Source organism: Mycolicibacterium gadium (assembly GCF_010728925.1).
Classification (GTDB): domain Bacteria; phylum Actinomycetota; class Actinomycetes; order Mycobacteriales; family Mycobacteriaceae; genus Mycobacterium; species Mycobacterium gadium.
Genome location: NZ_AP022608.1, coordinates 3536848 through 3558506 on the forward strand (window position 1 = coordinate 3536848; position 21659 = coordinate 3558506).

Annotated in this window: 15 protein-coding genes; 6 read left to right on the plus strand and 9 right to left on the minus strand. The window is 65.5% G+C overall.

Going from position 1 to position 21659, the window contains the following annotated elements:
* Nucleotides 1-6: 6 nt before the first annotated feature.
* Together G6N36_RS17380 and G6N36_RS17385 are read right to left on the minus strand one after the other, a co-directional pair.
* On the minus strand, nucleotides 7-1218 hold the full coding sequence (locus tag G6N36_RS17380; protein ID WP_163688033.1) for an acetyl-CoA C-acetyltransferase: 1212 nt from the start codon (nucleotides 1216-1218) through the stop codon (nucleotides 7-9).
* 128 nt (nucleotides 1219-1346) lie between these two features.
* Nucleotides 1347-2453 carry an alkene reductase gene (locus tag G6N36_RS17385; protein WP_163688035.1) on the minus strand — a complete coding sequence of 369 codons (1107 nt, stop codon included), beginning with the start codon at nucleotides 2451-2453 and terminating at the stop codon, nucleotides 1347-1349.
* Between the two features lie 54 nt (nucleotides 2454-2507).
* Here G6N36_RS17385 and G6N36_RS17390 point away from each other — a divergent pair, with 54 nt between their 5' ends.
* The 4 genes from G6N36_RS17390 to puuE are packed head-to-tail and all read left to right on the plus strand — an operon-like array spanning nucleotide 2508 to nucleotide 6787.
* Entirely contained in the window at nucleotides 2508-3692 is a 1185-nt protein-coding gene (locus G6N36_RS17390) for a pyridoxal phosphate-dependent aminotransferase (RefSeq protein WP_163688037.1), read from the plus strand.
* 10 nt (nucleotides 3693-3702) lie between these two features.
* Entirely contained in the window at nucleotides 3703-4923 is a 1221-nt protein-coding gene (locus G6N36_RS17395; protein ID WP_235690091.1) for a DUF6986 family protein, read from the plus strand.
* Complete coding sequence (gene alc / locus G6N36_RS17400; protein ID WP_163688040.1) at nucleotides 4920-5882, plus strand: allantoicase; 963 nt, start codon at nucleotides 4920-4922, stop codon at nucleotides 5880-5882. Before G6N36_RS17395 ends, alc begins: the two co-directional genes overlap by 4 nt.
* A 17-nt stretch (nucleotides 5883-5899) precedes the next feature.
* Nucleotides 5900-6787 carry an allantoinase PuuE gene (gene puuE, locus G6N36_RS17405; RefSeq protein ID WP_163690735.1) on the plus strand — a complete coding sequence of 296 codons (888 nt, stop codon included), beginning with the start codon at nucleotides 5900-5902 and terminating at the stop codon, nucleotides 6785-6787.
* Here puuE and G6N36_RS17410 read toward each other — a convergent pair.
* The 5 genes from G6N36_RS17410 to G6N36_RS17430 are packed head-to-tail and all read right to left on the minus strand — an operon-like array spanning nucleotide 6769 to nucleotide 11436.
* Complete coding sequence (locus G6N36_RS17410) at nucleotides 6769-7485, minus strand: aspartate/glutamate racemase family protein (RefSeq protein WP_163688042.1); 717 nt, start codon at nucleotides 7483-7485, stop codon at nucleotides 6769-6771. The two genes, puuE and G6N36_RS17410, sit on opposite strands and share 19 nt — an antisense overlap.
* A complete protein-coding gene (locus tag G6N36_RS17415; RefSeq protein ID WP_163688043.1) occupies nucleotides 7482-9035 on the minus strand; it encodes an NCS1 family nucleobase:cation symporter-1 in 1554 nt (517 codons plus the stop codon). Before G6N36_RS17415 ends, G6N36_RS17410 begins: the two co-directional genes overlap by 4 nt.
* A 53-nt stretch (nucleotides 9036-9088) precedes the next feature.
* Nucleotides 9089-9808, minus strand: a complete 720-nt coding sequence (locus G6N36_RS17420; RefSeq protein WP_163688045.1) for a GntR family transcriptional regulator — start codon at nucleotides 9806-9808, stop codon at nucleotides 9089-9091.
* 55 nt (nucleotides 9809-9863) lie between these two features.
* Nucleotides 9864-10298 (minus strand): SRPBCC family protein, encoded by a 435-nt coding sequence (locus G6N36_RS17425; RefSeq protein WP_163688047.1) that lies wholly within the window; start codon nucleotides 10296-10298, stop codon nucleotides 9864-9866.
* A gap of 58 nt (nucleotides 10299-10356) precedes the next feature.
* On the minus strand, nucleotides 10357-11436 hold the full coding sequence (locus G6N36_RS17430) for a CaiB/BaiF CoA transferase family protein (RefSeq protein ID WP_163688049.1): 1080 nt from the start codon (nucleotides 11434-11436) through the stop codon (nucleotides 10357-10359).
* Nucleotides 11437-11555: 119 nt separating this feature from the next.
* On the opposite strand from G6N36_RS17430, the gene G6N36_RS17435 reads away from it, so the two are divergent.
* Nucleotides 11556-14744, plus strand: a complete 3189-nt coding sequence (locus G6N36_RS17435) for an AAA family ATPase (protein ID WP_264001646.1) — start codon at nucleotides 11556-11558, stop codon at nucleotides 14742-14744.
* 434 nt (nucleotides 14745-15178) lie between these two features.
* Here G6N36_RS17435 and G6N36_RS17440 read toward each other — a convergent pair whose 3' ends face one another.
* On the minus strand, nucleotides 15179-15580 hold the full coding sequence (locus G6N36_RS17440; protein ID WP_163688053.1) for a hypothetical protein: 402 nt from the start codon (nucleotides 15578-15580) through the stop codon (nucleotides 15179-15181).
* 106 nt (nucleotides 15581-15686) lie between these two features.
* On the opposite strand from G6N36_RS17440, the gene G6N36_RS17445 reads away from it, so the two are divergent.
* Nucleotides 15687-18977 carry a beta-propeller fold lactonase family protein gene (locus G6N36_RS17445; protein ID WP_163688055.1) on the plus strand — a complete coding sequence of 1097 codons (3291 nt, stop codon included), beginning with the start codon at nucleotides 15687-15689 and terminating at the stop codon, nucleotides 18975-18977.
* Here G6N36_RS17445 and G6N36_RS17450 read toward each other — a convergent pair.
* Nucleotides 18974-21580 carry a LuxR C-terminal-related transcriptional regulator gene (locus G6N36_RS17450; protein WP_163688057.1) on the minus strand — a complete coding sequence of 869 codons (2607 nt, stop codon included), beginning with the start codon at nucleotides 21578-21580 and terminating at the stop codon, nucleotides 18974-18976. The genes G6N36_RS17445 and G6N36_RS17450 overlap by 4 nt on opposite strands.
* Nucleotides 21581-21659 lie beyond the last annotated feature (79 nt).

A 21659-nucleotide genomic window follows, 5' to 3' on the forward strand; every position in this document is an offset into this window, starting at 1 on the left:
TTACTCCTAGACGCGTTCGATAATGGTCGCGACACCCATGCCGCCGCCGATGCACAGCGTGACGAGCGCGCGGCGCGCGTTGCGGCGCTCGAGCTCGTCGACCATGGTTCCGGTGATCATGGCGCCGGTGGCGCCCAGCGGGTGACCCATTGCGATGGCGCCACCGTTGACGTTCAGCTTCTCGTCGGGGATGTTCAGGTCCTTCTGGAACTTGAGCACCACCGAGGCGAACGCCTCGTTCAGCTCGAACAGGTCGATGTCGTCGACCGTCAGCCCGGCGCGGTCCAGCACCTTCTTGGTGGCCGGTGTCGGACCGGTCAGCATGATGACCGGGTCGGCACCGCTGGTGGCCGTGGCCACAATGCGCGCCCGCGGGGTCAGCCCCTGCGACTTGCCGGCCTTCTCGGAACCGACGAGCACCAAGGCGGCGCCGTCGACGATGCCGGAGCTATTGCCACCGGTGTGGACGTGATTGATGCGCTCGACGTTGTGGTACTTCTGCAGCGCCACATCGTCGAAGCCGCCCATCGCGCCGACGCCGTCGAACGCGGTCTTCAGCTTGCCGAGGCCCTCGAGCGTGGTGTCGGCACGCATGTGCTCGTCGTGGTCGAGGATGACCAGACCGTTCTGGTCCTTCACCGGAACGACGGACTTCGCGAAGTAGCCCCCTGACCATGCGGCGGCGGCCTTCTCCTGGCTGCGCAGCGCGTAGCGGTCGACGTCCTCGCGGGAGAAGCCCTCGATGGTCGCGATCAGGTCGGCGCCGATGCCCTGCGGCACGAAGCCGAGGCGGTAGTTGGTCTCCGGGTCGGTGGCCCAGGCGCCGCCATCGGAGCCCATCGGCACGCGGCTCATCGACTCGACGCCACCGGCCAGCACCAGGTCGTCCCAGCCGGAGCGGACTTTCTGCGCCGCGGTGTTCACGGCCTCCAGGCCGGACGCGCAGAAGCGGTTGAGCTGGAATCCGCCGGTGGTCTCGGGCAGCTTGGCCACCAGCGCTGCGGTGCGGGCGATGTCGCCACCCTGGTCGCCGACGGGCGACACGACGCCGAGGATGACGTCGCTGATGAGGTTCTCGTCCAGGTCGGGAAAGCGGGTGCGTAGCTCGTCGATCAGGCCGACGACCAGGTTGACGGGCTTGACCTCATTGAGGGCGCCGTTCTTGTTCTTGCCGCGAGGCGTGCGAATGGCCTCGTAGATGAAGGCTTCTTCAGACATGAAGATATTTCCTGTTCAGATGGGTTGTTGGGAGACCTGCCCACCTGGGCGGTCGTCCTCTGCGCGCCAGCCTAACAGCCCCACCCAACCGGCTGGTTGGGTGGCCTAAGTACCCGCCTGCAGGCTCGTCAGGCCGACTGCGGCTCTTCCAACTCGGTCAGCGTCGGGTAGTCGGTGTAGCCCGCCGGGCCTGGCGCGTAGAACGTCGCGACGTCGGGTTCGTTCAGTTCGGCACCCAGCAGCAGGCGGTCGATCAGGTCGGGATTGGCCAGGAAGGCGCGTCCGACCGTCGCCGCACTGATCGCACCCCATTCCGCGAAACTCTCCAGCTGGCAGAAGTCGGTTTCGCTGTCCCTGCCGGTATTCAGTACAAGCGGGTCCGACCACAGCGCGCGCAACAAACCGAAGGTGCGCGCCGTCGGGTCGATCAACACGTGCAGGTAGGCAATGCCCAGCGGCGCGATCCGTTGCAGCAGCGCCTCGTACGCCGACACCTCGTCCACCTCACGCATGTCACCCGCGGAGCCTCCCGGCGAAATGCGTAGGCCGACACGTCCGGCGCCGATCTCGTCGACCACGGCTTCGACCACTTCGGCCGTCAGCCGCGCCCGGTTGTGTGGCGCTCCGCCGTAGCCGTCGTCACGACGGTTGGTCACATCGGACAGGAACTCGTGCAGCAGGTAACCGTTGGCCGAATGAATCTCGACGCCATCCATCCCTGCGTCGACAGCGCGACGCGCGGCGGCACGGAAATCTGCGACGATGCCCGCGATCTCGTCGGTGCGCAGGGCACGCGGCACGGGAAGCGGCCTCTTGCCCGTCGGCGTGTGCGCTGACATGTCCGCGGCGATCGCGGATGGTGCGACGGTCTCGACGCCGCTGATGTCGGGGTGTCCCATCCGGCCGACATGCCAGAGCTGAACGAACATCGGACCGCCCGCCTGGTGCACGGCGGCGGCGATCTCCGCCCACTGCTTCTGATGGCGGTCGGTGTACATGCCGGGCGTATTCACATACGCGCCGTTGGCCGCTTCCGACACCGCGGTCGCCTCACTGATGATCAGGCCCGCGGCGGCGCGCTGGGCGTAGTACGCGGTGGCCAGGTCGGACGGCGTGCCGTCGGTGTGGGCGCGCGATCTGGTCAGGGGCGCCATGAAGATCCGGTTGGGGGCGACGGTGTCGCCGATTCGGACGGGTTTCAGCAGGGATGCGTCGGGATCGAGTGTGAAGGCCACGCCGCAGTAAGCGCTGTCGAGTCCGCTTTCATTCCTGGCCTACGCTCGACAGCCATGACGGTGAAGCGGCTGCAGCCCTATGCGGTAACCATCTTCGCCGAGATGTCGGCGCTGGCCGCACGCGTCGGCGCCGTCAACCTGGGCCAGGGATTCCCCGACGAGGACGGCCCGCCGGCGATGCTCAAGATCGCCGAGGAGGCGATCGTCGAGGGCGTCAACCAATACCCGCCGGGCCTGGGCATCGCGCCGTTGCGCGAGGCGATCGCCGCGCAGCGCAAGCGCAATTTCGGCACCGACTACGACCCCGACTCCGAGGTGCTCGTGACGGTCGGCGCCACCGAGGCCATCGCGGCCTCGGTGATCGGCCTCGTGGAACCAGGCTCAGAGGTGTTGTTGATCGAGCCGTTCTACGACTCGTACTCCCCCGTGCTCGCAATGGCGGGGTGCGAGCGGCGGGCGGTACCGATGATTCAGAACGATCGCGGTTTCGCCATCGATGTCGACGGTCTGCGCCGCGCGGTGACGCCGAAGACCAGGGCGCTGATCGTCAACTCCCCGCACAACCCGACCGGCATGGTCGCCAGCGACGCCGAGTTGGCGGGCATCGCCGAACTCGCCGTCGACAAAGACCTTCTGGTCATCACCGACGAGGTCTACGAGCATCTGGTCTTCGACGATCAAAAGCACGTTCCGCTGGCCAACTATCCCGGCATGGCCGAGCGCACGATCACCATCTCGAGTGCGGCGAAGATGTTCAACGTCACCGGCTGGAAGATCGGATGGGCATGCGGCCCAGCCGAACTCATCGCCGGTGTCCGCGCCGCCAAGCAGTACCTGACGTATGTCGGTGGCGCGCCGTTTCAGCCCGCGGTCGCCCACGCGCTCAACACCGAAGATGCGTGGGTGACAGCGTTGCGCGATTCATTGCAGGCCAAGCGCGACAAACTGGGCTCGGCGCTTGCCGACCTGGGCTTCGCGGTGCACGACAGCTTCGGCACGTACTTCCTGTGCGCCGACCCCCGCCCGCTGGGCTTCCACGACAGCACGGAGTTCTGCGCACAGCTGCCCGAGAAGACGGGGGTGGCGGCCATCCCGATGGCGGCATTCTGCGATCCGCAGAGTGCGCACTTCGCGCAGTGGAACCATCTGGTGCGCTTCGCCTTCTGCAAGCGTGACGAGACACTCGACGAGGCGATCCGCCGGCTGTCGTCGATAAGACGTGACGGGCGCCATCTGTGACGATGGACCGGTGGCAGAACCCGGCAGGCCGATAGCTCCGACTCTGCGCGCCCGCATCGACGAATTGCTGGCGGGGGTGGACGCGGACCTACAGACCGGCTATCCCGGCGACGGAGACACCACCCAACCCGTGCACACCGTGTACGTCAGCGCCGCCGACGCCACACCCCAGACGCCTCAGGAGTGGGGTGCGGCCGCCACCGATCTGTTGGACACCCACCGCGACCTCGTCACCGAACTCGGCGGAGCGGATGCGGTCGACATCGTGGCACGCCGGCTGGAGTCCGCACCGATCCAGGATCTGCGCCTGGACTTCGAAGACGGCTATGGGCGTCGTTCCGACGACACCGAGGACCGCGACGCCCGACGCGCCGGTCACACCCTCGCGGCACTGGACACCGACGTCTGCGGTATCCGCATCAAGGGATTGACGTCCGCGGAACGCAACCGCGCCGTCCGAACCCTCGAGCTGGTACTCGACGCGGCGGGCGACGTCCCGTCGGGTTTCGTCTTCACGGTGCCGAAGCTGCGCGCGGCCGAACAGGCCACCGCGGCCGTGTGGCTGTGCGAAGCCCTCGAACAGGCGCACGGCCTGCCGGACTGCACCCTGCGATTCGAGCTGCAGATCGAGAGTCCGCAGGCGATTCTCGGCGCCGACGGCACCGCCACCGTCGCCAAGGCATTGCACCGCAGCGAGGGACGCTGTCTTGGATTGCATTACGGCACCTACGATTACAGCGCGGCATGCGGTATCGCGCCGCAGCAGCAGGCGCTGGACCATCCGGTCGCCGATCATGCGAAGGCCGTCATGATGGCCGCCGCGGCACAGACCGGTGTGCGCGTCGTCGACGGGTCCACCCAGGTGACGCCCACCGGCACCGGTGAGGAGGTCCGATCGGCGATCCGGCGCCATCACCACCTGGTCACCCGTTCCCTCGAACGTGGCTACTACCAGGGCTGGGACATGCACCCGGGGCACCTGGTGACGCGCTGGCTGGCCACTGTCACGTTCTTCCGCGCGGCCCTGGCGGCGGCCGCGCCCCGCCTGCAGGCCTACCTCGACCGCCGCGGCGGCGCGATCGTTGACGAGCCGGCAACAGCCGAGGCGCTGGCTACCGTCGTGTTGCGCGGGCTCGGGGTCGACGCGTTCGCCATCGAGGACGTACTGGCCCTGGCACCTGGTGCCGACCTCACCGTCCTGCGAAACCTGAAGGAACGCAAGCACTCATGACCGATTCCGCACCGGATTTCACGTGGCTCCCCGACCTTGCGCTGCGCACGGCAGGCGGCGCGGTCGTGTGGGCCAACGACGACTCGTTCGCCGAGAAGGAGAACCTGATCAAGCCGGGGCCGGCGAAGTATCAGCCGGCCACGTTCGGACACCGCGGCCAGATCTACGACGGCTGGGAGACGCGACGCCGCCGCGAACCCGGTTTCGACGAGGCGATCGTGCGGCTCGGCGTACCCGGGGTGATCCGCGGCGTGGTCATCGACACCGCCTGGTTCAAGGGCAATTTCCCGCCGGAGGCGGCACTGGACGCCCTCGAGGTCGAGGGGTATCCGACCGCGGAAGAGCTTGTCACCGAACCGGGTTGGGAATGCCTCGTCGACCGCGTCAAGGTCTACGGCGACAGCCGCAACCCTTTCGAGGTGACCTCCGAACGTCGTTGGACGCACGTACGGTTACGCATCTATCCCGATGGCGGTGTGGCACGGTTGCGCGTCCACGGCGAGGGCAGGCCCGACCGCCGGTTCCTCAGCAGCGGGCCGGTCGATCTGGCCGCACTGGAGAACGGTGGGTTGGTGCTGGACTGCTCGAACCGGTTCTACAGCTCGCCGCAGAACCTGATCTTCCCCGGGCTGGCCAAGGTCATGGGCGACGGCTGGGAGACGGCGCGCCGACGTGACGACGCCAACGACTGGGTGCACATCCGGTTGGCCGGGCCGGGCCGGATGCGATTGGTGGAGATCGACACGTCCTACTTCATCGACAACAGCCCCGCTGCAGCATCGCTGAAGGGCCTTGACCCACAGGGTGAATGGGTGGAACTGCTCCCCCGGACCAACTTGCTGCCCGACACCAGGCACCGCTTTCTGATCGATACCGAAACGACCGTTTCCGAGGCCCGGCTGGACATCTTCCCCGACGGTGGCCTGGCCCGGTTGCGGATGTTCGGGGATCTGCTGTGAGTGACTACCCGCGCGACATGATCGGTTACGGAGCGCACCCGCCCGACCCACGGTGGCCCGGCGACGCCGCCATCGCCGTCCAGTTCGTGCTCAATTACGAGGAGGGAGCCGAGAACTGCGTCCTCGACGGTGACCCGTCCTCAGAAACATTTCTGTCCGAGATCACCCCGGCCGAGCCCTTCGGCAATCGGCACATGAGCATGGAGTCGCTCTACGAATACGGCTCGCGGGCCGGATTATGGCGAATTCTAAGGATTTTCGAGGACCGGGGACTGCCACTGACGATCTTCGCGGTCGCCCGCGCCGTGCAACGCAACCCCGAGGCCGTCGCGGCGTTCACCGAACTCGGCCACGAGGTCGCCTGCCACGGACTGCGCTGGAAGTCCTACCAGCTGATCGACGAGGACACCGAGCGCGCCCACATGGCCGAAGCGGTCGCCATCCTGACCGACCTCGTCGGCGCCCGTCCGCTCGGCTGGTACACCGGCCGGGATTCGCCACACACCCGCGACCTGGTCGCGGAGCACGGCGGCTTCGTCTACGACTCCGACTCCTACGCCGACGACCTGCCCTACTGGGTCCGGGTCCGCGAGACCGATCACCTGGTCGTGCCCTATTCGTTGGACACCAACGACATGCGGTTCGCATCGCCCGCGGGCTTCGCCAACGGCGACGAGTTCTTCGCACATCTGCGGGACGCCTTCGACGTGCTCTACGCCGAAGGCCTTGCGGGCCAACCGAAGATGCTGTCGGTAGGTCTGCACTGCCGCATCGTCGGACGGCCCGCGCGCGCCGCGTCGCTGCAACGATTCCTCGACTACGTGCAAACCCACGACCGGGTGTGGATTGCGCGGCGGATCGAAGTCGCCGACCATTGGCGCGCCAATCATCCCCCGATCGTGTAGTCCTTCGCCGGCGGTGCGGCGAACTCGCCGCGCTTCGACGTACCCAGGCCCATGCCTACCAGCGACTGCACGGTCAGTGTCGCGGCACTGACACCATCGACCACGGGCACGCCGAGCTCGGCGGAGATCTGCGCACACATGTCCGCCATCCCTGCGCATCCGAGCACCACGACATCGGAGCCGTCGGCCTCGATCGCATCATGGCAGGTCTCGGTGACGACCTTGCGGGCAACGGGATCGGTCTCGAGGTCGAGCACCGGGATTTCACAGGCATGGATGCCGCGGCAGAACCGTTGCATACCATAGTGTTCCGCGAGGTCAGCGGCGCGTCCCTTGGTCCGGGCAAGCGTGGTCACGACGCTGAAGCCGCGGCCCAGGTGACTTGCGGTGTGCATGGCCGCCTCGGCGATACCGATCACCGGACCCTGTGCCAACTCGCGGGCAGCGTCCAAACCCGGATCACCGAAGCAGGCGATCACGTAGCCGTCGACGCCCTCTCGCTCACCCCGCGCGACGAGTTGAAGCAGTCCAGGCACACTCATCGCCTCGTCGTAATGGCTCTCGATCGACGGGGGCCCGCACTCTGAGGTGATGCCGGTGACCGAGGTGTCCGGTGCGGTGACGGCACGGGCACATCTTTCGATCGTGGCTGTCATCGAAGCGGTGGTGTTCGGGTTGATCACCCAGATCCGTGTCACGACAACGATTCTGCGACCAGTGCGTCGCGGGTCGCCATCAGGTAGTAGACGACGAACGCCACACCGCAACCGATGAACCAGCTGTACTGCGCTGCGGTGTGCATACCCACCACCGAACCGCCCAGCAGAACGGGAATCACGGCGAGTGCGGCGCCGATGGCGGTGGCGATCACCGCAACCTTGTTGTACCCCTTGGTATACCAGTACTTGCCGCCCTCATCCATGGTGAAAAGGTCATCGACAACCACCTTCTGCTTGCGGACCAGGTAGTAGTCGGCGATCAGCACGCCGAACAGTGGGCCGATGAACGCGCCGAGAGTTTCCAGTGTGTAGTGGATGACCTGGGGATTGGCGTAGAGGTTCCACGGTGTGATGAGCACCGATCCGACGGCAGCGATCATGCCGCCCGCGCGCCAACTGATCCGCTGCGGGCTGACGTTGGAGAAGTCGAACGCCGGGCTGATGAAGTTGGCGACGATGTTGATGCCGATCGTGGCGATCGTGAACGTCAGCGCGCCAAGCACGATGGCGAAGGTCGAGTCGATTCGCGCCACTGTCTCGACCGGGTCGGTGATCAATTCACCGAACACCGGCAGCGTCAGCGAGGCGGTGACGACCACCAACACCGAGAACACCAGGAAATTGACGGGCAGGCCCAGGAGGTTGCCCTTCTTGACCGCCGCGAACGACTTGCCGTACCGCGAGAAGTCACCGAAGTTGAGCATCGGCCCGGAGAAGTACGACACCACCAATGCGATGGCACCGAGCATCACCGGAAGCGAGGACCATCCGGTGTAGGTGACATCGCCCAGATTGAGATCGATGGCGCCCCAACCGGCTTTGGCGATCAGGTAGCCGCACAGGATGAACATCACGACGTACACGGCCGGCCCGCAGAAGTCGATGAACTTGCGGATCGACTCCATGCCACGCCAGAACACGCAGGCCTGCAGCACCCACAACAGCAGGAAGCTGCCCCAGCCAAGCAAGGAAAGGCCGGCGAATCCGTAGTTTTCGACCTCCGCGTACGGCATGAGGCCGGGGAACAGCTTGAGCAGCACGATATCCAGCGCTGCCGACGCCAGGTAGGTCTGAATGCCGTACCACGCCACGGCGATCAGCCCGCGGATGATCGCCGGGATGTTCGCACCCAGGACGCCGAACACGGTGCGGCAGATCACCGGATAGGGCACCCCAGCCGCTTGGCTGGGTTTGGCGACCAGGTTGCAGAAGTAATAGACGATCGTGATGCCGACGAGCAGTGCCACCAGCACTTGCCAACTGGCGAGGCCGAGCGCGAAAAGGCTGCCCGCTGTCACGTATCCGCCGACGCTGTGCACGTCGGACATCCAGAAGGCGAAGATGTTGTATGACGTCCACGTCTGCTTGCCGAGCGGGGCGAGGTCCTCGTTCGTCAGGCGTGGGTCGTAGCCCGGTTTGATGACGCCGCCGCCGACCGGGTGGCCGGACGCTTCGACGAGGTCACCCGCGCCGACAACCGCGCCTGGGGGCAGGTCCTTCGTGGTCTGGGGTGTGTCGAGGTCGGTCATGCGCGGACGCTATCCACGACGTATTGCACAGGTATTTCCTACGAACTACCTGGCTATTGCGCGGAAGATATATTCGGCGCCACGAGCAGACCGGTGTCGGTCGGTAGCGTCGCGATCACCGAGTTGAGCCGCTGCGCGTGCAATTCGGCGGTGGCGAGCAGTTGCTCGACATCGCTAGCGAGGAAAAACTCGACCATCTGAAGATGATCTGCGTGCAGTGCCGTGCGCTGATCCGGGGAGACATGCACCATCGATTGCACGGGTTCGGTTACGTTCCAGGCTGATTCGAGCATGTGCAGCAGCCTGTGCATGCGCGACGGGCGGGTCAGGGCGAGATGGAATTCGCGGCTCTGGCGATGGTAGGTGACGGGATCGTCGTCACGGACGGCCTGTTGCAGAACGTCGTGGGCAGCGACGACGGCGGCGCGGTCCATGTCACCGGCGTTGGCCACCGACGCCGCGAGCGCTGCTGCCTCCAAAGTCTCACGCACGATGTACATCTCGCGCAGCTCCTGTGGAGTCAGCTGCGCAACCGAGTAGCCGAAGTTGCTCCGGTGGGCAACCAGTCCCTCGCCGATCAGTGTCTTCAGCGCCTCACGGACCGGGATCTGGCTGACGCCGAACAGATCGGCAACCTCGGCAAGTGGTATCTGGGTGCCGGGCAGAACCGCGCCGTCGAGGATGACGCGACGCAGCTCGTCGAGAATGCTCTGCTGTGATCCACCTGGGGTCGTGACTGTCAGCCGGTCGACCAGAATCGAGTGGCGACGCATTCGATCACCGTAGGCACGCTATGTTGCGTCGATGTTGCAGTCGGGGCCGTCAGGCCTACGCCTGCATCACGCGCTTGCGCAGGCTCTCGGTCGCGATATCGAGCACCATTTGCTTGCCTCGCCGGACGAGGAAACGGGGAACCGGCGTCGCCAAATCAAGAATGATGTCGAACCGCACCCGCGTCTTGCCGTCGAGCTCCGGGGTGAGGTTGTACTCCGCATGCTGACCGCGCTGCTGACCGGTTTCCCTCGCGTCCCAGACCACCCAGTCGTCGCCCCAGTGGTATTCGAGGAGCTCCTTGTCGGTGATCCCCATGATCCGGAACGTCGCCTTGACGTGGTGCGGTCTGCCGTCCGGATGGCGGTCCAGGACCTCGATGTGCTTGTGCAACGGCGACCACGACGGCACACCCTCGATGTCGGCAAGCGCTTCCAGAATTGCCTCAGGCGGGGCGTCGAAGACCACCTCTCGTGACGCACGGACAGTCATAGTGGCAAATCATAGCCACCTCGTGTGCCTCATGTAATGGAATTGCCAGCTAACCTTCCTACCAGCCGATCTCGGTGACGGCCGTGGCTGCCTGCGGAGGGGGCCCGACCGGACCTGCCGGAGTGCGGGAGAATCGCGGCGCCGGAGCCGCCTGTTCGACGCCGTGCGCCGTCATCACCGTCGACCGCGCCAGCAGGTGTTCGTTCTGCGCCGCTTCTGTCCAGGTGAGCACCGGTGTGACGCATGCATCCGTTCCTGCGAAGACGGCCGTCCACTCATCGCGGGTCTTACTCGCGAACCGCTCGGTGAAGACCTCGAACATCTCTGGGTACGCGGCGACGTCGAACTGGTTGGGCACCTCCTCGGAGGACAACCCGAGGCCGACGAGCAGCTGCGCGAAGAACTGCGGTTCGATCGACCCGACCGCCATGTATCCGCCGTCGGCGGTTTCGTAGGTGCGGTAGAAGGGGGCGCCGCCGTCGAGCATGAACGACTCGCGGGTGTCTTTCAGCGTGCCTCCGGCTTTGATCGTCCACATCATCTGGGCCAAGATGCTGACGCCGTCCACCATGGCGGCATCGATGACCTGGCCGAGGCCCGAGCGCTCGCGTTCGTAGAGAGCGGTGACGATGCCCAGCAGCACCAGCATCGACCCGCCACCGAAGTCCGCGACCAGATTCAGCGGTGCGACCGGCGGCCGGTCACGGTAACCGATGGCCGACAGCGCACCGGTTTGCGACAGGTAGTTGATGTCGTGGCCGGCAGTCGTGGCCAGGGGACCGTCCTGGCCCCAGCCGGTGATCCGCGCGAAGATCAGTCGGGGGTTCACGCCAGCACAGTCGTCGGGTCCGATACCGAGGCGTTCACAGGTGCCGGGGCGGAAGCAATCCAGCAGCACGTCGGCCTTGGCCGCGAGGTCGAGCAGAACCTGCGGCTCCTTCTTGACGTCGAGGTCGACCGTTCGCTTTCCACGGTGCATCAGGTCGATGTTCTCCGCGGGCATCTGTAGCCCGCCCGGCCGCCGTACCCGAACGACGTCGGCGCCCAGATCGGCCAGCACCATGCCCGCGTGCGGTCCCGGCCCAATACCGCCGAGTTCGATTACTTTCACTCCCGCCAGGGGGCCTGTGTTCGTCACCGAAGCAAGGTAACTCGCGGCATCTGACGGAGATGTCAATGTTGGCACTTCCGCGCGCGGAAGGTCATACGCTGTGGCGCATCAGTGAGGCAACGGGGGCCGCCGGACCGGCGGATGTAGTGGGGCCGGCAGGGCAGGTGTGCCGGGCCTGCGGAGCCACACCGCCCGGCGGGGCGCGATTCTGTCCCAATTGCGGTGCACAATTGGCGCCATCCGCTGGCACCGCGAAGTACAAGCAGGTGACGGTGCTGTTTGCCGACGTGGTGCGGTCGATGGACATCGCCGCCGCGCTGGATGTAGAGCGGCTGCGCGAAGTCATGACCGAACTCGTGGAGCGTTCGGCCGCGGTGGTGAAGCGCTACGGCGGCGGTGGCATCGAGTACACCGGCGACGGCCTCATGGCACTGTTTGGTGCCCCGGTTGCCCTGGAAGACCATGCATTTCGCGCTTGCCTGGCCGCGCTGGCCATCCAAGAGGAGGCCAGCCGATTGGCGACCGAGGTGCAGAGTCGCGACGGCGTGACGCTGCGACTGCGAGTCGGCCTGAACTCCGGGCGGGTGATCGCGGGCGAGCTCGGCTCGGGGTCGCTCGGCTATGCCGCGACCGGCGAACCCATCGGGTTCGCAAAGCGGATGGAATCGTCGGCACCACCGGGTGGGGTGATGCTCTCGGAGTCGACCGCGCGGCTCGTTGAAAACGCTGCCCAACTGGCCGAACCCGAGTGGGTTCACGTCAAAGGAACCGACGAACCGGTGCGTGCGCAGCGACTGGTGGCGATCGGCACTCGCGAGGTCCACCTTGGTCACGCCGAAACGGACTTGGTCGGACGGCGTTGGGAGATGGCCGCCGTCGACGCCCTGGTGAACCGCGCGCTCGGTGGCCGCGGCAGCGTGGTGAATGTGATGGGTCCCGCGGGCATCGGCAAGTCCCGGGTGGCTCGGGAGGCCGCTGCTGCGGCAGCCGGCCGCGGGTTTGAGGTCTTCTGGACCTTCTGTGAGTCACACGCGCGTGACGTCCCATTCGGCGTGCTGAGCCGCCTGCTCCGGGTGGGCAGCGGAGTCGACAACGCGGACGACGAGACCGCTCGCGACGGATTGCGGGCCTTCGTGCCCGATATCGACCCGCAGGACCGATTACTGCTGGAGGATCTGCTCGGTATTGCGGACCCCAATGTGCCGCTCCCCCAGATTGATCCGGACGCGCGGCGGCGCCGCTTGACCACCATGATCAACGCTGTGACGCTGGCGCGGAACGAACCGGCGCTTTACATCATCGAGGACGCGCACTGGATCGACGCTGTCAGCGAGTCGATGCTGGCCGACCTGCTCACCGTCATCCCCCGCACCCCCGCGATGGTGCTGATCACTTCGCGTCCCGAATACGAAGGCGCGTTGAAGCAGGTGCACGGATCTCAGGCGATCGCCCTTGCCCCGCTGGATGATTCGGATACCGCAACGCTGCTGGCCGTATTGCTGGGCTCAGATCCTTCGGTTGGCGCCCTGTCGGCGGTCATCGCCGACCGCGCCGCCGGGAACCCGTTCTTCGCCGAAGAAATGGTGCGCGAGTTCGTGCAACGCGGGGTGCTGACGGGCGAGCGCGGGCACTACGTCTGCCGCACGGACGTCTCCGAGTTGAGCGTGCCTGCCACCGTGCAAGCGGCCATCGAGGCGCGCATCGACCGGCTCAGTGGGCCCGCCCGGCAGACGTTGTACGCGGCATCGGTGATCGGCGCGCGGTTCGAGTCGGAGCTGCTCACCGCGTTGAGCATCGGTGCCATGTTCGACGAACTCCTTCGCGCGGAGCTGATCGATCAGGTGCGGTTCACGGCGGACGCGGAGTTCGCGTTTCGTCACCCGCTGATCCGCGCGGTGGCTTACGAGTCACAGCTGAAATCCGATCGCGCCCAGTGGCATCGACGGCTCGCCACCGCTATCGAAGAGTCCGAGCCTGACTCCGCCGAGGAGAACGCGGCGGTCATCGCCGAACATCTGCAGGCCGCGGGTGACCTGCACGCCGCCTACGGCTGGCACATGCGTGCCGCAGCGTGGGCGACCAATCGAGACATCGGCGCGGCATGGTCGAGTTGGGAGCGCGCGCGCCGCATCGCCGATGCGCTACCCGACTATGACCCAGAGCAATTGTCGATGCGCATCGCTCCGCGCACCATGCTGTGCGGGAACGCCTGGCGTGTTCACGTAGATGCCACCGGGGAGCGCTTCGAGGAACTGCGGCAGTTGTGCGGTGAGGCCGGCGACGAGGCTTCACTGGCCATCGGGATGGGCGGGCTGGTGATCGATCACGCGTATCACGCCCGCATTCGCGAGGCGGCGCAGCTGGCATCTGAGGCCTGGTCGATCGCCGGGTCACTCGGTGATCCGAACCTCACGGTAGGGCTGTTTCTGCCGTTGATGTACGCCAAGATTGAGGCCTGCGAATGGTCTGACGTCCTGCGATGTTCAGAACAGGTCATCAGATTGGCCGGCGATGACCCGCGCAAGGGCAACTTCATCTTTGGATCGCCGCTGGCGGTCGCCTATACGGCGCGAGGCATGGCGCGATACTCCCTGGGACGTCCTGGGTGGCGCGACGACCTGCGTCACGGCCTGGCTATCGGCCGCAACGCCGACCCCCTGTCCTACGCCGCGACCAACAGCTTCAGCTACTTCGCGGGAATACCGGCTGGCGTGCTCAGACCCGACGACACCGTGGTGGGCGAGATCGAGGACGCCCTGCAAGTTGCCCAACGCTCCGGTGATGATCTCGCGGTGGCCAACGTCCGCATGGCGCTGGGCATGGCGCTGGCACACTGCAGGACAGCTGCTCAGCGCGAACGCGGACAGCAGCTCTTGGGAGAGGTCGGCGATGTGTTCGTGCGAAGAGGACACAACCTGGCCGAGTTACCGATCATCGACGTTCTCTCGTTGCGTGAGCTCGCTCGGGGCGGACATGGCGATGACGCCATTCCACGGATGCGCATCGTCGTCAACGATCTGTTCCGCGACGGCGGGCTGCTGCTCTGGAGTGCTCCGGTGACAGGCGTGCTCGTCGAGACACTTCTCGAGGGCGGGGAAAGCGGTTGCGTAGCCGAAGCAGAGACCGCTATCGAACGCCTCGCGGCCGCGCCGGGCGACGACGGTCTAGCCATTCGTGAAATCTGGCTGCTGCGGATGCGCGCGTTGGTGGCACGCGCTCGCGGCGATGCCGAAAACTACACGGAGCTCCGCGAGCGCTACCGCGCGATCGCGGAATCGCATGGCTACGAAGGACACATCGACTGGGCCGCGGCCATGCTCGAGGCGAGCTCTTAGGCGATTTGGCGCCGGCCTGCCCCCTCTGCAAGCCGGCGCCAATTCAGATTCATCGTCGCTCCGGCGGTGCATAACCGCGTCAGTAGTGCACTACTGCATTCTCACCGCCCCAGTGCACGCCTCCCTGGATTCAGCAATGAACCCGCTGTTCAGCCGCTAGGTAGTGCGTCGTCGATACCCAAGGAATTGCAGTGGGGCACTACTGACGTTTCGACGGGGACGTCACCCCAGGATCGATTCGCGGAGCAAATTCCCGGGGAGGTCGTCATGAGGGCAGCACGGTTCGTAGGCCGCATAGGGGGTTTGGCGGTGGCGTTGGGGGTCGGCGCCGCAGTGTCGTTAGGCGCCCCAGCGGCATGGGCCGACGACCCCGGGGGCGACGGTTCCGAGGGGTCCAGTACGACAAGTACCGCACCCGGCGAAAACTCCGAGTCTCAGGACGCCCCGACGACCACGGGTGATCGCGCGGGCACACCGACCGACTCCGGGGACACCTCTGCGTCTGGGTCGAGTTCGGGGACCGCCGCGAAGACACGTGCCACCGCGTCGACGGGCGCTTTGGTGCGCCGTGCACTACCGGGCATTGTCAGAGCCAGCGGCGGTGCGCACTCCTCGACGAAACCCGACAACCTCCGGGCCGCCGTGAACGACGTCGTGGAGGCGTTGACCTCCGGTGCGCCGCCGAAGACCCTGCCTCGGGGCATGACGAGGGGCAGGACGAACAGGCACCAGCGATCAGTCGATGACGCCGATATGTCTGCCGTGACATACTCACCACCGTCGCGGCCGGAGAGCTCTACACCACGACCATCGCGCGTCGTCGATTTAACGGACATGACTACTGTCACGAGAATTGTTGCGCCGGTGCATATTACGTTGCCTGCGCCGACACGTATCACCCCTCAAATTGCGTCGGTCGCCGACACCAAGCCGGTCCCTTCGTTGAGCACGGCGGTATTGAACGCGTTGGCAGCGACAGGATTGGGTCCGCAGGCGTCCAACGGTCCGCAGACACCTGTCGATTCGCCGCTGACACTGGCGATGTTCGCTATCGGCGCTCGCTCACGCCTGCCCGGCTCCTCATTCAACGGTCAAAGCGTGGAAACCGCACAGCCGTTCACCGCGCTCACGGCGGAAGGAGCCGCGGCGGCACCGCCGAGGTTTGTCAGCAGGCCTCCGATCGCGGTGGGCACCAACCCCTCTGCTGTGGTGATCAGCGCGGACGGCAGGATGTTCGTCGCCAACACCGGCAGCGCATCAGTGTCGGTGATCAACACCGCCAACGGTCAACGGATTGACGCCAATCCGAATTTCTTCTCGACGGATATTTCTGTGGGGACTTCGCCCAGTGCGCTAGCGCTGAGCCCCGATGGCAAGCGACTGTACGTGGCCAATACCGGAAGCGGCACCGTGTCGGTGATCGACACCGCCACCTACAAGCGAATCGACGCCAATCCGAGCTTTTTCTCCCAAGACATCAGCGTCAATGCGTCGCCTAGCGCGCTGGCGATCGGCGCCGGCGGCAGGCTGTATGTCGCCAACCGCGGGAGCGGCACGGTGTCGGTGATCAACACGGCCAACAACACCCTAATCGATGTCAACACCAATACATCTGGCGTCCAGTCTATTTCGGTGGGTACGGCGCCGACTGCGCTGGCACTGGGAGCGGACGGCCGACTGTATGTAGTCAACCAAGGCAACGGTACGGTGTCGGTGATCAACACCGCGACCTACGGCCTCACCAATACGATTGCCGTCGGGAACCAGCCCTCCAGCGCCGCGCTCGGCCTCGACGGCAGGCTGTACGTCGCGAACTCCGGAGCGGGCACTGTGTCGGTGATCAACACGGCCACCAGCACCGTGATCGACGCGAATCCCGATGTGGCCGGTACAAATCCCATCACGGTCGGGCCATCGCCGAGTTCGGTCGCTCTCAGCCCCGACGGCAAGTTCGTCTACGTCACGAATGGCAACGACACCGTCTCGGTAATCGACACCGCCACATACGCCGTGGTCGGCACGGTAGCGATCGACACGGACACGACCGGCGGCCACGTCGTTGCGGTCAGCCCGAACGGCACCGTCTACATCACCGATGCCGCCGACCGCACCGTGCGGGTACTCGCCATCCGTCTGGGCAACGCCGCGCCCACAGCGGGCACGCCCACTGTCGGCACGCCAACCGAGAGCACGGGAGCCGTCACCGGCGCGCTCAACTTCACCGACGCCGACGGAGACACGTTGTCCTACAGTGTGACCCAACCCTCCACCGGCACGGTCAGCATCACGAGCGCTGGCACGTACACCTTCACACCGACCTCGGCCGCGCGTGTCGCGGCAGCCGCTGGCGGACCAACCAGCATCACCTTCATCGTCACGGCTACCGACGGTCAAGCAAGCACACCCGTGAGTGTCACGGTGCCTATCGCGGCACCTATCGCAGCCACGGCCGTAACCACCATCGGCGGTGTCTCCCTCCCCGGCGTCCCGCTGAGTACGGGGCCGGTGATGAGTGCCGATGGCACCCGAGGCGTGATCACGACACGCAGCTTCGATGCGTTTGGTACCACCACCACTCAAGTGGCGGTCGTCAACACCACTACGGGAAAGCAAGTCGGCCGCACCGTCACCATTGTCGGTAAGCCGGCCACGACAGTGCTGAGTGGCGACGGTACTCGCGCCTTGGTCATGACATCCATACCTAACCCCACGACGGGCATTTCGACGACGCGAGTCACAGTGATCAACACCACGACAGGGACCCAGGTCGGCAACACCGTCTCCGTGGCCGGCTCCCCAGCAGGGATACGGTTTTTGGGCGCCGACGGCAAGCGTGCCCTGATTCTCACCGACGTTTACGACGAGTACGACTGGGACGGTACCGAACACATCACCGGAGTGGCGGTGATCGACACCACGACAGGAGCGCAGATCGGCACGACCCTTGCCGTTTCCGGTTCACCACTGGATTCAATGGCGAGCGTGGACGGCAGCCGCGCCCTGGTCACGACGTCCCTGCCTAACCCGACGACGAATATTCCGACCACTCGAGTCACGATGATCGATACCAGCACCGGCACCCAAAGCAAGATGATCGCGGACTTCGTCGGCAACCGTTACAGCGCACAGCTATTGAACGGCAATGCCACCCGCGTCCTGATAACCACGACCGATGGGGACTGGGGCACAGGAAACACCCGAGTCGCGGTCCTCGACACCATCACCGGCACCCAGACCGAGACCGTCCTCGTCGGCGATGCGACCGGTTTGATGTTCAACGCCGACGGCAGTCGCGCCTTGATCACCACGCGCACTTACGACCGGGCCACCGGCGCGTTCACCACGCAGTTGGCGGCGATCGATACCGCCACCGGTGCGCAGACCGGCAGCACTATGGTTCTCGATTATGAAGCCACCGTGGTGTTGAGCGCCGATCGCACCCGCGCCGTGGTCATCACGTCCGCGGCAGATTCGGTCACCGAAACCTCTACCCAAGTATCGGTTTTCGATCTCGCCACCGGCACCCAGGTCGGGACATCCTTCACATTGGCCGGAGGGTGGTCCATATCGCTGATAGGTGCCGATTACAGCACACAGCTCTTGAATGCCGACGGCAGCCGCGCGCTGATCACCAGGAAAGTGATTGACCCGTCAACAGGCGCCGCGAGCACTCAGGTTGCAGTGATCGACACCGTCACCGGTCGCCAGTCCGGCGACACCATTACCGTCGCCGGCGGCGAATTCGGTTCGGCGCTGGTGAGCACAGACGGCAGCCGCGCGCTGATCGTGACGAACGTCTATGACGGGCGCACTAGCGTCAACACCACTAGGTTGACGGTGATCGACACGACCACGTGCACCCAGGTAGGCAGCACCACCACTATGACCGGTTTCCTCAACGGCCCAGTCCTGTTCAACGCTGACAGCCGCCGCGCCGTGGTCACCACGAGCACTCCAAGCACCCAAGTGGTGGTGATCGATACCACCACCGGAACACAGGTTGGCGCCAAGCTCGGCTATGGTGGCTCCGGTTTGGTGCGATTGAGCGCCGATGGCACCCGGCTTCTGGTCGCAACCGGCTCCCAGCTGGCGGTGATCAACACCGCGACCGGCACCCAAGCCGGAAGTGCCGTCGCCGGCGGCGGTTATCCACTTTTCAGCCCCGACGGCACCCGAGCGTTGATCGTTACCAAATACAACCCGACCCGGGTGAATGTGCTGCGCGTTACCTAGCCCCCGCGCCGTGGCAGCAGGGTCGCCAGTTCCTCACGGCTGGCCGTCCCGGTCTTCGTCATGGCCCGATAGATATGACTCTCGACCGTTCGGGGGGACAGGGTAAGTCGTTCTGCGATAGCGCGATTCGTCAATCCCTCCCCGATCAGCATCACGATCTCTAGTTCACGCTCGGTCAGCGGCAACGTCTCACCGGCCTGACAAAGCGCAGACGTTACTGCGCCACACTCTGCGGCCAAGCGATCGGCGCGCGTCGAGCACCCGAGTGCCGAACCTCGTTTGTCCTGACGACGGAATGCCAGCGCAGCGTGGGCGGCCGCATCCACCGCGGCAACGGGATCGCCCATGGATTCGAATTCCTCCGACACCGAGGCCAACTGAGCAGCATCCCCATCACGCACGCCTTCGGCGAAGCGCGCCGCCAAGCCCACTCGGGGTCCCTCGACAACCGACTCGAGCTCACGCAACCGTGGTGCGCTGGTGCGGTCACCGAACTGGACAGCCGTTTGCAAACACAGAACTTCAGCCGCGAATTGCTTTTTGGTAGAAGCCCTTTCAGCTGCGGCCAGCAACTCCGAAATCGCCTCACTGACCACACCTTGCCCTGCGGCCACCCACGCCCGCGCAAGGCTCCGTTCAAGGTCCAGCGATCGGAATCGACGTTGAAATTTGTCTAGAGCGGCCAGCATTGCCGCGGCTTCTCCGCTCATCCCCCGCATCGCCAGCGCAGTGGCAAGTGGTACCCGGTATCGGTAGCCCCAGCCCTCGGGATACGAGGCAGACAACCCTTCGGCGGCGTATTCCAGTAGCGCAATTGCATTCTGCAGATCTCCTGCACCAAGGGCGGCGCGCCCGGCCACCGCCGCGCCGAGCAATGGCGCGGCGCCTGGAAGATCATTCGCCTGGCGGCGGGTACGTGTGGCTACCGCCAGCGCATCGGACACCTGGCCGGCCAGCAGTAACGCACTGACTTCTGCGTCGGCGATGTTGAATCTCATGTGCGGCGCGTCCAGCTTGCGAGTCGCCACGTCGTATCCCGCAGCCGCGTCCGCTACCGCTTCGGCAGTGCGGCCCGCATCCGCCGCAATCTGGGCCAGCGCCCAAGCCACCTCGGCGCCGACAACCGGAATATCCTCGAGTCCAACATTTTTCGCGCATTCAGTCGCCATCTCCGGCTGGTCCATCGCGAACCAGTAGACCGTGAGAAAAGCGTCGATGTACGTGTGCTTGTGTGACGGCACTCGACGTGACGCCTCGTCAATGAAATCCTTGGCACCTTGCGGATCCCCCAGCGCCCACAGCAGGTTGCTCGATCGAAGAAACGCGAACCTCGCGTGTTCTTCGTCGGTCAACTGGCTGGTGTCGATACTGGCCAGCAACGACTCGGCGTCTCCGCCCCGTCCAAACCATGACAACGCGTGCGCGCGAAGAAAATTCGGCTCCGGACCGGAGCCTACGTTGCTCGCCGCCTCCGCGAGCCGATCCGCGAGAGCCAGGTCTCCCAACCAGACGGCTCCGTATGCGGCCTTGACGAGTAGGTCCGCGTGCGGCGTCAGGTCAGAGTCGAGCGTTAACGTCGCGCGGCGCACGACACCTCGAATGTCGCCGTCGCGCGTGGATGCGGCCAGCTCGCTTGCGACCACTCCGCGAAGCCGTCGCAGTCGGCTGTGTGGCGCACGCCTGCGTCGCACCTCGCCGTACAGCGGATGCGTCACCCGGACTTCGATGCCGTCGCCCGCGGGCTCCAGCGAGATGAGGCCACGCGTTTCGGCCTCCTCTATCGCGCCGGCATCGGTTATCCGCGTCAAGCTCGCGAGTTCGATCGGCTCGCCCACCGCGAGCACATCGACCACGTCACCGACCGAGGCGGATAACGCACCGATCCGAGATTCGATCAGCTCTACCAGGCCCGGCGGCATAACCGGTTCACCAACCCATCGCCAAAGGCCGTTCTGTTGAAGAATGCGTCCGTCGGCAACTTCCTGCTCGACGATGTTGCGCAGGTACAGCATGTTGCCGCGGGTCAGGTTCCACAGTCGCCCAGCGGCGTCCGGATCCACCGGACCGTTCAGTGCTGCCGTCAACAACGCCGTCGTCTCGGCCAACGTCAGCTGCCCGAGATCGACCCGCGCGAACCTGCCCGTCGTCCATATCTCCTGTACCGCAGGGGGAATGGGCTCGCCGTCTCGCACGGTGAGGATCACCTTGGCCGCGCCTCGCTGGACGATCTGGTGCACGACGAACGTCGACAGATCATCGAGCAGATGCACGTCGTCGACAGCCAGCACAACCTGGGCACCTGACGGCGATTCGGTAAGCGACTCGATTACCCCGCGCAACAGCTGAAGCGTGTCCGTTACCCCGGACGGTGCCCAGGCACTGAAAGCGCCGAGCGGTATCGCCCTGGCCGACGACGCACCCGCCGTCCAGCGAGTTTCGGAACCCCGCTTTGCCGCCGCGGCCAAGCATTCGCGTGCGATTCGGCTTTTCCCGACCCCCTCCACGCCGCTGACCAGCACGCCTGAGACATCGCCGTCCATGAGTGCGGCGTCAATGATCTGCATCTCGTCGGTGCGGCCAAATAACGGCCACGTCAATCGCACACCGAGAGCCTAGGAGTCCTCGAAACGCCATGCGGAGATATCGCGAGTTCGCCACGCCGCTGCGCTGCCGGCCAGGGGG